12 protein-coding genes are annotated in these 13,150 nt (G+C 63.0%); all 12 read left to right on the forward strand.

Annotated features, from left to right (window positions below; all coding sequences use genetic code 11):
- Positions 1-9 precede the first annotated feature (9 nt).
- The 12 genes from R3E77_04405 to R3E77_04460 all read left to right on the forward strand — a co-directional run bounded on the left by R3E77_04405 (position 10) and on the right by R3E77_04460 (position 13,145).
- Positions 10-1,335, forward strand: coding sequence for an aromatic ring-hydroxylating dioxygenase subunit alpha (locus tag R3E77_04405; protein MEZ5498657.1), 1,326 nt, complete (start codon positions 10-12; stop codon positions 1,333-1,335).
- Positions 1,332-1,817 (forward strand): aromatic-ring-hydroxylating dioxygenase subunit beta, encoded by a 486-nt coding sequence (locus R3E77_04410; GenBank protein MEZ5498658.1) that lies wholly within the window; start codon positions 1,332-1,334, stop codon positions 1,815-1,817. The genes R3E77_04405 and R3E77_04410 overlap by 4 nt, the downstream gene beginning before the upstream one ends.
- The gene (locus tag R3E77_04415; protein MEZ5498659.1) at positions 1,814-3,496 is read left to right on the forward strand and encodes an AMP-binding protein; all 1,683 of its coding nucleotides are present in this window, start codon (positions 1,814-1,816) and stop codon (positions 3,494-3,496) included. The genes R3E77_04410 and R3E77_04415 overlap by 4 nt, the downstream gene beginning before the upstream one ends.
- Positions 3,493-4,665, forward strand: coding sequence for a thiolase family protein (locus R3E77_04420; protein MEZ5498660.1), 1,173 nt, complete (start codon positions 3,493-3,495; stop codon positions 4,663-4,665). The genes R3E77_04415 and R3E77_04420 overlap by 4 nt, the downstream gene beginning before the upstream one ends.
- Positions 4,662-5,915: an SDR family NAD(P)-dependent oxidoreductase gene (locus R3E77_04425; GenBank protein ID MEZ5498661.1), complete on the forward strand. Its 1,254-nt coding sequence runs from the start codon at positions 4,662-4,664 to the stop codon at positions 5,913-5,915. The genes R3E77_04420 and R3E77_04425 overlap by 4 nt, the downstream gene beginning before the upstream one ends.
- Positions 5,902-6,651, forward strand: a complete 750-nt coding sequence (locus R3E77_04430) for an SDR family oxidoreductase (GenBank protein ID MEZ5498662.1) — start codon at positions 5,902-5,904, stop codon at positions 6,649-6,651. Before R3E77_04425 ends, R3E77_04430 begins: the two co-directional genes overlap by 14 nt.
- A gap of 12 nt (positions 6,652-6,663) precedes the next feature.
- Complete coding sequence (locus R3E77_04435) at positions 6,664-7,557, forward strand: cyclase family protein (protein MEZ5498663.1); 894 nt, start codon at positions 6,664-6,666, stop codon at positions 7,555-7,557.
- A 61-nt stretch (positions 7,558-7,618) separates the two neighbouring features.
- Positions 7,619-9,907 carry a bifunctional salicylyl-CoA 5-hydroxylase/oxidoreductase gene (locus tag R3E77_04440; protein MEZ5498664.1) on the forward strand — a complete coding sequence of 763 codons (2,289 nt, stop codon included), beginning with the start codon at positions 7,619-7,621 and terminating at the stop codon, positions 9,905-9,907.
- Positions 9,908-10,678, forward strand: a complete 771-nt coding sequence (locus tag R3E77_04445) for an SDR family NAD(P)-dependent oxidoreductase (GenBank protein ID MEZ5498665.1) — start codon at positions 9,908-9,910, stop codon at positions 10,676-10,678.
- Positions 10,679-10,729: 51 nt separating this feature from the next.
- Positions 10,730-11,554, forward strand: coding sequence for an enoyl-CoA hydratase family protein (locus tag R3E77_04450; protein ID MEZ5498666.1), 825 nt, complete (start codon positions 10,730-10,732; stop codon positions 11,552-11,554).
- A complete protein-coding gene (locus R3E77_04455) occupies positions 11,554-12,747 on the forward strand; it encodes an acyl-CoA dehydrogenase family protein (protein ID MEZ5498667.1) in 1,194 nt (397 codons plus the stop codon). The genes R3E77_04450 and R3E77_04455 overlap by 1 nt, the downstream gene beginning before the upstream one ends.
- Complete coding sequence (locus R3E77_04460) at positions 12,744-13,145, forward strand: RidA family protein (protein MEZ5498668.1); 402 nt, start codon at positions 12,744-12,746, stop codon at positions 13,143-13,145. The genes R3E77_04455 and R3E77_04460 overlap by 4 nt, the downstream gene beginning before the upstream one ends.
- Positions 13,146-13,150: the final 5 nt, after the last annotated feature.

Here is a 13,150-nt window from a genome sequence, read left to right on the forward strand (position 1 = left end):
GAGCGTGGGATGAAAAAATACGCGAACAATCCGGCCGCCATACGCGCCCTGGTGCGCGACACCGAAGTTCACCGCGATCTGTATATCAGCGAGGAACTTTTCGAACTCGAGATGCAGCATTTCTGGCGCAACGCCTGGATCTATCTCGGCCATGAGAGCCAGGTCCCCAAGGCGGGTGACTTCTACACTACCGAGATCGTGCGCCAGCCACTGATCATGCTGCGTGGCAGTGATGGCAAACTGCGCGTTCTGTTCAACCGCTGCGCGCACAAGGGCGCCAAGGTCGTCAATGCGGTCGGTGGCAATGCGAGTCCGGCACTGCGCTGTCCCTACCATGGCTGGACGTTCAAGCTGGACGGTAGCCTGCGCACCGTACCGCTGAAAGGCGGCTACGAAGGTACTGGGTTCGACAGCTGTGAGTCCAATCGTGGGATGCGCGAAGTGCCCCATGTACGCAACTACCGAGGCTTCGTGTTCATCAAATTCTCGGATGCCGGCATGGATTTCGACGAATACTTCGGCGAGGCCCTGACGTCGATCGACAACATGGTGGACAGATCTCCGGAGGGCCGGCTGGAGATCGCCGGTGGCGTGCTGCGCTACATGCACGATTGCAACTGGAAGATGTTCGTCGAGAACCTGAACGATGCCATGCACCCGATGGTTGCGCACGAGTCATCGGCCGGCACCGCGAAATCGATCTGGTCACGGCAACCCGAAGGCACGCCGATGCCGATGGTGGTGGAGCAATTCGTGCCGTTCGTCAACGGCTATGACTTCTTCGAGAAGATGGGTGTGCAAATCTATCCCAATGGCCACAGCTACAGCGGCGTCAAGTTTTCAATCCACTCGAATTATTCTGCGGTGGGGGAGTACGAGCGGCGCATGAGCGACGCCTACGGCGAAGAGCGCGCCCGCAAGATCCTCGGCGAGGCACGTCACAATACCGTCTACTATCCGAGCCTCACCATCAAGGGCGCGATCCAGGCAATCCGCGTTGCGCGGCCGATCGCCCACGACAAGACACTACTCGAGAGCTGGACATTCCGCCTGGCCGGCGCGCCCGCCGAAATCCTGGAGCGTACCGTCACGTACTCGCGCCTGATCAACGCGCCGACGTCGGTCGTGGGCCATGACGACCTGCTTTGCTACCGCGCGATACAGCGCGGGCTGGAATCAGAGCCACTCGAATGGATCAGCCTGCATCGCAATTGGTCGCCATCGGAGCGTGATTCAATCGCGGGCGTGCACAATGGCACGAGTGAGGTATCCATGCGTGGTCAGTTTCGCGCCTGGCGGCAACTCATGCTGGCATCCATGGAGCAGGCGTCATGAGCGCGAAAAAATTTCCCGCCAGCGAGGATCTCGTCAATTTCGTATACGACGAGGCGCGACTGATCGACGAAAAGCGCCTCGACGAGTGGTTCGACCTGTTCACTGACGATGCCCGTTACTGGATGCCGCTGACGCGCGGCCAGCCAGATGGCGAGCAGCACACGTCACTTTTCTATGAGGACAAGTTGTTGTTGCAAGTGCGTATCGAGCGGCTCAACGCCAGGCGCGCGCCCGCGCAACAGCAACCGAGTTTTTGCCAGCATGTGCTGCAGCAGCCACGCATCGAGTCAACCTCGGATGACAGCTGGAAACTGCGCACACCCTTTATATACGTGGAGACCCAGCTCGATGAGCAGGTCGTGCTGGCGGGAATCGCCTGGCACTCATTGTGTGTTGTCGACGGCCGCTTGCGCATGCGTCAGAAACGCGTGGACCTGGTCAACTGCGATGCCGCGTTCCCATCGATCCAATTGTTTCCATGAATGCACCTAAGCATTCGCTATGGCACGAGAGCCCCTACCAAGCGCTGCGCGCAATCGCGCAGGAGTTCCCGACACATGATTGCCTGCAGGTGTTACCCGAGACCGCGAGGATCTACGACATACCATCCGGTGCAATCAGTTACCGCGAGCAATTTGAGCGTGTAGAACACCTGCGTCGCTGGTACGAGCGAGCGAATCTTGGCGCAGGCGATCGCGTCGGGTTGATGTTGGAGAACAGGCCCCAGTTTCACAGTCACTGGTTCGCCTTGAATGCTCTCGGAGTATCGGTCGTGCCGCTCAACGTCGATTGGCGCAGCGCCGAACTCGAGTACGTTCTCGCCCACAGTGAAGTCGCAATCGTCATCGCCCTGGATTCGCGACGAGACGTGATTGCATCCGCCGCCGCCGCCGCGGGGCGCGAGCGGCTGCAAGTGGTCGCGCTCTCGGAGGCACCCGATGGCACGCAGGCCGAGGCTAACGCGGCCGCATTGCGTCCATTGCGCGAGACGGCTCCAGCGCCTGCGCGGCCAGTGAGCCAGTGCGAATGTGCGCTCCTTTATACCTCCGGTACGACCGGCCGACCCAAGGGCTGTATCCTCAGCAACGAATATTATGTCTGGGCAGGTCAGTGGTATGTATCGCTCGAGGATCTGGTCACCGTCCGGCGTGGCGCAGAGCGTATGCTCTCGCCCCTGCCATTGACCCACATGAATGCGATGGCCGTCTCCAGCATGTGCATGCTGCTCGCGGGCGGCTGCCTGATCCTTCTGGATCGTTTCCACCCATCGAGCTGGTGGTCGAGCGTGCATGAATCCGGCGCAACGATCGTGCACTATCTCGGCGTCATGCCGGCCATGTTGCTCGGTGCGACTGCCACGGACGAGGACAGGAATCACGCCGTGCGCTTCGGATTTGGCGCGGGTGTCAATCCGGCTCAGCATGCGCCGTTCGAGCAGCGTTTCGGTTTTCCGCTGATCGAGGCCTGGGCAATGACCGAGACCGGCAGCGGCGCCGTGGTCATTGCCAATCACGAGCCGCGTCACGTGGGCCAGGCTTGTTTCGGTAGACCGGGGAGCGAAGTGCAAACGCGCATCATCGACGAGGGTGGTGCTGATGCAGATCCGGGTGCTCCCGGCGAATTGCTGGTGCGTCATGCCGGCGAGGATCCGCGTTTCGGTTTCTTCACCGGTTACCTCAAAGACAAGACCGCGACAGACCATGCCTGGCAGGACGGCTGGTTCCACACCGGCGATGTCGTGCGCCAGGACGCCGATGGGCTCATGTATTTCATCGACCGGCGCAAGAACGTGATCCGCCGCAGCGGTGAGAACATCTCGGCTGTCGAGGTCGAAACCGTGCTGGTGCAGCACCCGAAGATCGCGGCGGTGGGTGTGACGGCCGTACCGGATGCGGTTCGCGGTGATGAGGTGTTCGCCTGCATAGTCGTTCGCGATGCAGCGCCGACCCGCGAACTGGCGGATGAGATCGTGCGCTTTGCGCTCGCAAGGCTTGCCTATTACAAGCCGCCGGGCTACGTGCAGTTCTGCGCCGATCTGCCGCGTACCGCAACGCAGAAAGTCCAACGCGCCGCATTGCGTGCAGCGGCGCTCGAAGCGCTGCATGCGGGTCTTGCGCATGACCTCACTGCGCTGAAGAAGCGCGACGCCAGCACCGCATGAGCAAGCGCCGCAATTACGAGGGCGTTGCCGTCGCGGTGCCTGTCACGATGCCCTATGTGCGGTTTTCGATTCGCAGCGCGCACTGGTGGCTGGCGCGGGCATTGGGCGAGATCACGAAGTCCTCGGGTATTGCCAAGGAGCAGATAGACGGCCTGTGCGTCTCGAGTTTCCTGCTCACTCCCGACACCGCCGTCGGCCTTACCCAGCATCTCGGCATGTCGGTACGCTGGCTCGATCACATTCCAATGGGTGGTGCATGCGGCATCGTGGCATTGCGGCGGGCTGCAAGGGCCGTGCAAAGCGGGGATGCCGAAATCGTCGCTTGCATCGCGGGCGATACCAACCACGTGGATTCCTTTCGTCACACCCTGGCGAGCTTCAGTCAGTTCGCGCGCGATGCCGTGTATCCCTATGGCTCAGGTGGGCCGAACGGCAGCTTTGCATTTCTCACCGCCTACTACATGCGCGAATATGGCGTCAGCCGTGAAGACTTCGGCAAGCTATGTATTGCGCAGCGCGCCAACGCCCTCGACAATCCCATCGCGCTGTTTCGAAAGCCGCTCACCCTGGACGATTATCTGCAGGCACGACCCATCGCAGCTCCACTGCGCCTTTTCGATTGCGTCATGCCCTGCGCCGGCGCCGAGGGGTTTCTCGTGATGAGTGCGGATCGCGCGCGGCATCTCGGGCTGCCCGCGGCGCGAGTTTGCGCCACCATCGAGAGGCACAATGCCTACCCGGACGATGCCGTGCAGTGGCGTGGCGGTTGGGCGCTCGATCGCGAGGAATTATACGGCTCGGCCGACCTCGCCCCCGAGGACATCGATCTTCTGCAGGTCTATGACGACTATCCCGTGATCGTGTTGATGCAGATCGAGGATCTGGGTTTCTGTGCCAAAGGGGAGGGCGCAAGTTTCGTGCGCGCAAACAGCTTTACCCGTGATGGGAGTTTTCCGCTCAACACCAACGGTGGACAGCTTTCGGTTGGCCAGGCTGGCGCCGCGGGCGGGTACCTTGGCCTGACCGAGACCATTCGCCAATTGACCGGCATGGCGGGTCCGTTGCAAATGGCAAAAGCGCACCATGCGCTGGTCAGCGGTTTCGGCATGATCAATTTCGATCGGGGACTTTGCAGCGGCGCGGCCATTCTTGCGCGGGAGGGTTCATGACCGAGGCCCTGCGCCCTGCGCGGCGCAAGAATCCGATGCTGCGCACGCGGCCGTCGGTGTTGCCGCCGGCGATTCGCAGCCGCGTGGCGCTTGGCATGTCGGCAGCGGCCGCAGAGGGTCGCTTCGAGCTGCAGGTTTGCGGGCAATGCACCGCCGTGCAATACCCGCCGCGCGAGGCCTGCGGCCGATGCCTCGCCGATGACCTTCACTGGCGCGAGCAGGACGGCCGGGGCGTACTGCTGGCCGAGACCGAGCTTGCGCACAGCAACGATCTGTATTTTCGCGAACGATTGCCCTGGCGCCTGGGTCTGGTCCGCCTCGATGCCGGTGTGAGCGTCGTGGCCCATTTGCATGGTGCCGTTGCAGGCGCGGGCGAGGCGGTCAAGATAACCGCCATGCTCGATCGCGCCGGCCAGGCGGTGCTGTTCGCCCTACCCGAAAAGGATGTAGCCCATATGCAAGACGACAGGCAGTTCCGGGAAATGACCTGCGACCCCAAATTTCGCAAGGTCCTGATCACCGATGGTCGCAGTGCGATTGGTCAGGCGATGGCCCGGGCGTTCGTGGAGGCGGGCGCGAAGCTCGTCTGGGTCGGGCAGAGTGAACCGTGGAAGAAATTTCCCGGGGCCGACGAGCTGGCGCAGTTGCCGGGCGTGAGCCTGCAACCGCTCGACGTGACCAATGAGAAATCGGTACGGGAAATGGCTGCCGAGATCGGCGGCCGCGTCGACATCCTGGTGAATACGGCGCGGCTGCAACGCAATCACGGCATCCAGGCACGACCGGGTACCGAATCCATGCGCGCACAGCTCGATGTGAATTTCCTTGGCTTGCTGCGTCTTGCACAGGAATTCGGGCCGGCACTGCGCGCGCGGGCCGCCGACGGCCAGTCGAATGCGGTCGCCTGGGTGAATATCCTGTCGATTTTTGCGCTGAGCAATTTTCCACCGCAGGGCAGCTGGTCTGCCACGCAGGCAGCAGCGCACTCACTTGCGCAGTGCCTGCGCGCCGAGATGCGTCCGGCGGGAATTCGCGTCGTCAATGTGTTTCCAGGACCCATAGACGATGAATGGAACAAGGAACTGCCGCCACCCAAGTTGACGCCGGCTGCCCTCGCCAAGGCCGTTATTACCGGACTGCAGCGCGGCGTCGAAGACATCTACCCTGGTGATCTCGCCGGCGAGTTGCGTGAACGTTGGCGCGAGAATCCGAAAATACTTGAACGGGAGCTGGCCGATGAGCGCAGCTAGCAAGGCAGTCGGCGAACGCCGTGCGATAGTCACCGGCGCGAGCAGCGGCATCGGCGCGGCCATCTGTGCCGCCATGCTCGATGCCGGCTATGAGGTCATCTCGCTCGCCAGGCATCCGGCAGCGGTCGAATCGCCGCGCTTGCGATCGGTAATCGTCGATCTCACCGATCCGGAGGCCACAGCGGCCGCATGTCAGCGACTTGCGCGGGATGCACCGACCGCGACCATCGTGCATAACGCAGGGACGATTCGCGAAAAGCCGCTGGCGGACGTACCGCGCCAGGACCTGATCGACCTCGCCAACCTGCACGTGACGACTGCCATGTCACTGGTGCAGGCGAATCTCGCACATATGCGGGCGCGCAAATTCGGCCGCATCGTGCTGGTTTCATCACGCGCAATCCTTGGGCTCGCCAACCGTACCGCCTACTCCGCGACCAAGGCTGCGATGGTGGGCCTCACGCGCACCTGGGCGCTCGAGCTCGCGCGCGACGGCATCGTCGTCAATGCCGTTGCGCCAGGCCCCATCGCCGATACCATCATGTTCGACGAGCTGGTGCCGGCCGGAAGCGAGAAAATCGCCGCCCTCAGCCGCAATATCCCCGTGCAACGTCTCGGCCGGCCAGCCGACGTTGCGCGCGCGGTCATGTTCCTCGCCGCCGAGGAGAACAGTTTCGTGACCGGGCAGACGCTCTACGTCTGTGGCGGAACGTCGGTTGGCAGTCTGCATTTCTAGGAGCGGCGTACCATGCCCATGAAACCGCAACGAATCCTCGCGGCCCTGGCCGAGGGTCTCGCGAACGAGCAAATACGTGTCGTCGACCTGACGCAGACACTTTCCCCCGAAACACCACCTATCTCCCTGTCCCCGGAGTTTGGCCAGGCGGCACCGTTTCGAATCGAGGAAATTTCCCGCTACGACGGGCGCGGCCCAGCGTGGTACTGGAATAATTTTTCGTGCAGTGAGCATACGGGGACTCACTTCGACGCGCCCATACACTGGATTTCCGGACGCGACCTGCCGGGCAACTCGGTCGACATCCTACCCGCTCAATCCCTGATTGCGCCGGCCTGTGTCATCGACTGCTCCCGGGAGGCGGCAGCGGACGCCGATTTCCTGCTGTCGGTTCCCTTCGTAAGGAAATGGGAACGCAAACATGGTCGGATAGCGCCCCGCAGCTGGGTGCTGATGCGAACCGACTGGTCGAAGCGCAGCGACCCGCTCGCCTATCAGAACTATGACGACACCGGCGCGCACACCCCGGGGCCGGATGCCGAAGTGGTCCGGTTTCTGGTCGAGGAGCGCGACGTGCTCGGGTTTGGCACGGAGGTGATTGGCACCGATGCGGGGCAGGCCCACTACCTCAATCCACCACATCCCTGTCATTACTACATGCATGGCGCAGGTCGCTACGGACTGCAGTGCCTGTGCAATCTCGATCTGCTGCCCGCAGTCGGCGCCGTGGTGGTCACGCCGCCACTGAAGATTGAACGGGGTTCGGGAAGTCCGTTGCGCGTGCTGGCGCTCATAGCGGGAGACCAGCCGGGCGAGCCTCCGTTGGCACGCCGGCGCCCGTCGGCGCGGCCGCGGCGCCAGGCTGCGCACAAAGGCAGCGCTGCCAGGCGGGCGAGGCGTCGCTGACTTGCAGCGCGGCGACGCTCGAGGGCGAATTGCGGGAGATATATTTTAGGCCTAAAATATCATGATGAAGCGCATCGTCTGTATGGGTGGCGGGCCGGCCGGGCTCTATAGCGCAATACTCGCGCGCAAGGCCATGCCGAAGGCAAGGGTCGAGGTCTACGAACGAAACCGGCCCGACGACACGTTTGGTTGGGGCGTGGTCTTCTCCGACAAGACCATGGCAAATTTTGCGGCGGCCGATGAGCCGTCCCATGCCGGCATCGTCGGCGACTTCTACCACTGGGACGATATCGACGTGCATTTCAAGGGCCGCTGCATTCGCAGCGGCGGCCATGGGTTTTGCGGCATCGAGCGCAAGGCCTTGCTCAATATCATGCAGCAACGCGCCAGGGACCTTGGCGTGCAGCAGTCGTTCGAGCATGAGCTCGATAGCGATGAAGACTTTTCGGACGCGGACCTGGTGGTCGTCGCCGAGGGTGTCAACAGCAAGACCCGTGCGCGGCATGCCGGGCAGTTCCTGCCCACCATCGATGTGCGCAAGTGCCGCTTCATCTGGCTTGGCACCACGCAGAAGTTTCCGGCCTTCACTTTCGCGTTCGAACAAACCGAACATGGCTGGTTCCAGATCCATGCCTATCAGTTCAGCCGCGACCTGTCGACTCTCATCGTCGAGACCCGCGAGGAGACCTGGCTCGCGCATGGTCTCGACAAGGCGGACCCGGAGCAATCCATTGCCTTCTGTGAGCATTTGTTTGCGCGTTATCTCGACGGTGCGCCGCTCATGTCGAATGCGCGTCACCTGCGTGGATCGGCCTGGCTCAACTTCAATCGCATCAACTGCGAGCGCTGGTATCACCGCAACCTGGTGCTGATCGGCGACGCCGCACATACAGCGCATTTCTCGATAGGTTCCGGCACCAAGCTCGCTATGGAGGATGCCATCTCGTTGGTGCACCATGTCGCCGGCGCAAGCGACGTTCCCGCTGCGCTTGCCCGTTACCAGGAAGAACGCAGCATCGAAGCGCTCAAGATACAAAGCGCAGCGCGCAATCGCATGGAGTGGTTCGAAAACGTCGCGCGCTATACGCAGATGAGCCCCGAGCAGTTCACTTACAGTCTGCTGACCGGCAGCCAGCGGGTAGGGCACGCGAATCTGCGGTTGCGCGATCCGGCCTATGTTCGAAGCGTGGAAACTCATCTTGCCGGCCGCTGTGGCCTGGCGGGCGAGGCTCGACCACCGATGTTCCTGCCCTTTACCGTGCGCAACATGACCACGGCCAATCGCATCGTCGTATCGCCGATGGCGCAGTACAGCGCGACCGATGGCGTGCCCGGCGACTGGCACATGGTGCACTATGGCGCGCGCGCGGTTGGCGGCGCAGGGTTGCTTTACACCGAAATGACCTGCGTATCGCCGGAAGGCAGGATCACACCGGGCTGCGCCGGCATCTGGAACGGTGCTCAAGGCGATGCCTGGCGCCGCATCGTGCAATTCGTGCACGATAATTCCCCCGCGAAATTCTGCCTCCAGATCGGGCATTCGGGTCGCAAGGGTTCGACGCAACTCGGCTGGCAGCAGATGGACCACCCTCTGCCGGACGGCAACTGGCAGATCGTTGCGCCCTCGGCTCTGCCTTATCTGGCCGGCATCAGCCAGATGCCCCGCGCCTGCACGCGCGAGGACATGAACAAGATTGTCGCCGATCATGTGCGCGCCGCGCGGCTTGGCGCAGCTGCGGGTTTTGACATGCTCGAAATCCACATGGCGCATGGTTATCTGTTGGCGAGCTTCATTTCGCCGCTGACCAATCGTCGCAAAGACCGGTACGGTGGCGATATCGTTTCGCGCATGCGTTTCCCGCTTGAAGTACTCACTGCCGTGCGCGCCGAGTGGCCCGTCGACAGACCGCTCGCCGTGCGCATTTCGGCGACCGACTGGGCGCCGGGTGGACTCGAGGAGCCGGAGTTGCTGCTTCTTGCCCGTGCCCTGAAGGACCACGGTGCCGACATACTCGATATTTCCACCGGCCAGACCGTGCCCGATCAGCAACCCGTCTACGGACGCATGTATCAGACGCCTTACTCGGACCTGGTGCGCAACGAAGTGAATGTGCCGACGATTGCCGTCGGCAATATATTCGAGCTCGACCATGCCAATTCGATCGTTGCGGCCGGTCGTGCCGATCTTTGCGCACTGGCACGCCCGCACCTGGCGAATCCACACTGGACGCTGGCGGCGGCTGCGGCCGAGGGTTACGACGCCCAGTGGTGGCCGAGCCAATACCTGTCCGGCAAGTCACAACTGGAACGCAACATGCAACGCGCAAATGCGTCCTCGGAGCAAGGCTGAGTGGGCGATGATCTCGCGCAACAACATGCGCTGGTGACGGGCGCGGCCCGCGGCATCGGTGCGGCCATCGTCCACGCCCTGGCAGGCGCCGGCGCGCGAATCACCCTGCTCGGTCGTGATCGCCCGAGCCTGGCGAAGATCGCTGACGGTCTTGGTGTTGCCACGCACTGTGTCACTGCCGATGTCACCGACGCACAGGAAGTCGGCGCGGCACTTGCCGAGGCGCAAGGCCAACTCGGCCCGCTCGACATACTCGTCTGCAACGCAGGCCAGGCCGGATCGGCGCCGCTACATAAGACCGACGATGAGCTTTTCGCGCGCATGCTGGCGGTCAACCTGCGAGGCGTGTTCAATTGCATTCGCGCGACGCTTCCGGTCATGCTTGAACGAAAGCGCGGACGCATCATCAACATCGCCAGCACGGCCGGACTGCGCGGCTACGCCTACGTGTCCGCCTATGCGGCCGCCAAGCATGGCGTGATCGGCTTGACGCGCAGCCTTGCACTCGAAGTCGCGCGTTGCGGCATCACCGTCAACGCAGTTTGCCCGGGCTATACCGATACCGATATCGTGCGCGAGGCGATAGCGACCATCGTCGCCAAGACAGGACGCGATGAGCAGTCTGCGCGGCAATCGCTGACGGCGGTCAATCCCCAGGGCAGGCTGGTTCAGCCCGAGGAGGTTGCCGCTGCAGTGCTCTGGCTATGTTCGCCGCGGGCGGCCAGTATCACGGGCCAGAGCATTGCGGTCGCCGGCGGCGAAGTCATGTAACCCGCACGGTGCACGCGGTGCGGTTCGGTTGATCGAAGATAAGGACCAATCATGCAGCTTGGCTCAAATGATGCCTACGACTACAAGGCGCAGCATTTCCTCTGGCGCACGGCGGGACCTGTGGGTCATGTCACGCTGAATCGTCCCGAGCGCAAGAATCCGCTCACGTTCGAATCCTACGCGGAGCTGCGCGACCTGTTCCGTGCTCTCAGCTATACGCCGCGCATCAAGGCGGTGGTGGTGAGTGGCGCTGCGGAGAATTTCTGCTCAGGCGGCGATGTGCACGAGATCATAGGTCCGCTTACGAAGATGACCACCCCGCAATTGCTCGCGTTCACGCGCATGACGGGCGATCTCGTCAAGGCAATGCGCGGGTGTCCGCAGCCGATCGTTGCGGCCGTCGATGGCGTCTGTGCCGGTGCCGGCGCCATCATCGCAATGGCCTCTGACCTCAGGCTGGGAACCGAGCGCGCCAAGACCGCATTCCTGTTCACGCGCGTAGGACTCGCCGGCTGTGACATGGGCGCCTGTGCCATTCTGCCGCGCATCATCGGCCAGGGGCGTGCCTCGGAACTGCTCTATACCGGCCGCTCGATGTCGGGCGAGGAGGCGTTGTCCTGGGGATTCTTCAACCGCCTGGTCGCGCCCGAAGCATTGCTCGCCGAAGCCGAAGCGTTGGCGGGGCAGCTCGCTGCCGGCCCCAGCTTTGCGCATGGCATCACCAAGACCATGCTGCAGCAGGAGTGGAGCATGGGCGTCAACGAGGCCATCGAGTCCGAAGCCCAGGCGCAGGCCTTGTGCATGCAGACTGCCGATTTCAGGCGCGCCTACGAGGCTTTCGTTGCCAAACAGCGGCCCCGGTTTCAGGGCGACTGATGCAGACCGGCGACCATTTGCAGTGGCCATTCTTCGAGGGCCGGCACCGTGAGGTGCACCAGCAATGCCAGGCGTTCATCACCGGTGAACTCGATCCGGCTGCCCGGCACGAGCCGGGCGAGATCGATGCGATGTGCCGTGATCTGGTGCGAAAACTCGGCACGGCCGGGCTGCTGCGCCATTGCGCGCCGGCGGTACCGGCTCAAGGCAGCCCCGCCTACGATGCGCGTTCTCTGTGCATTATTCGCGAAGCCCTGGCGGAGGCCGATCCACTGGCCGATTTCGCGTTTGCGATGCAGGGACTCGGCTCGGGCGCACTGGCACTCGGCGCGCCGCGCGATCTCGCTGGTCGTTACCTCGAACGCGTCGCGCGTGGCGAATCCATTGCCGCCTTTGCGCTGTCCGAGCCCGATGCCGGGTCCGATGTCGCGGCAATGGAGCTCGATGCCAGGCGCGACGGCTCGCACTGGCTATTGAACGGCGAGAAGACGTGGATATCAAATGGCGGTATCGCCGATTTCTACTGCGTGTTTGCGCGCACCGCGCAGGCGCAGACCCGGCCCGACGGATCGGCGGTCGCGCGCGGCATCAGTGCATTCGTCATCGAAAAAGACGATCCTGGCCTCGAGATTGCCGAACGCATCGATGTCATTGCGCCGCATCCGCTGGCGCGACTCGCATTTCGCGACTGTCGAATTCCGGCACAGCGATTGATCGGTGGCGAGGGCGAGGGATTCAAGCTTGCGATGCGCACCCTCGATGTCTTTCGCACTTCGGTTGCCGCGGCCGCGCTCGGCATGGCGCGCCGTGCCCTGCGCGAAGCGCTCGCCTTTGCCAGCAGCCGGCGTATGTTCGGCCAGCACCTCGCTGACATGCAGTTGACCCAGGCCGCACTTGCGCAAATGGCGACCACCATCGACTCAGCGGCGTTGCTCACCTATCGGGCGGCGTGGCTGCGCGATCGAGGCGGCAACGTCACTCGCGAGGCGGCGATGGCCAAGATGGCTGCGACCGAAGGCGCGCAGCAGGTAATCGACCGCGCGGTGCAGATGTTCGGAGGACGCGGTGTCGTGCAAGGCGCTGCGGTTGAACGGCTGTATCGGGAAATTCGCTCGCTCAGAATCTACGAGGGCGCGACGGAAGTGCAGCAGCTCATTATCGGCAGGGATTTACTGAAGAGCGCGAAGCCATGAAGAACAAGGTGCTGCAGCCGGCGGGCTGGCCGCGACCAAAAGGCTATGCCAACGGCCTCGTCGCGCGTGGCCGCGTCATCGTTCTGGCCGGGCAGATCGGCTGGGATGCCAACGAACGGTTCAACAGCGGGCGCCTGGCAGACCAGGTCGGGCAGGCGCTTCGTAACATCGTCACATTGCTGCACGAAGCAGGGGCCGAAGCCCAGCATCTCGTCCGCCTGACCTGGTTCGTTACCGATCTCGAAGAATATCGACGGGAGATCGCCGCGGTCGGTGCCGCCTACCGCGAAGTGCTTGGCAAGACCTTTCCGGCGATGTCCGTTGTGCAGGTCGCGGGTCTGGTCGAAGCGCAGGCAAAGGTCGAGATCGAGGCAACTGCGATCCTTCCCGATGACTGACGGCA

The organism is Steroidobacteraceae bacterium (genome assembly GCA_041395505.1).
In the GTDB taxonomy this organism is placed as follows: Bacteria; Pseudomonadota; Gammaproteobacteria; order Steroidobacterales; family Steroidobacteraceae; genus JAWLAG01.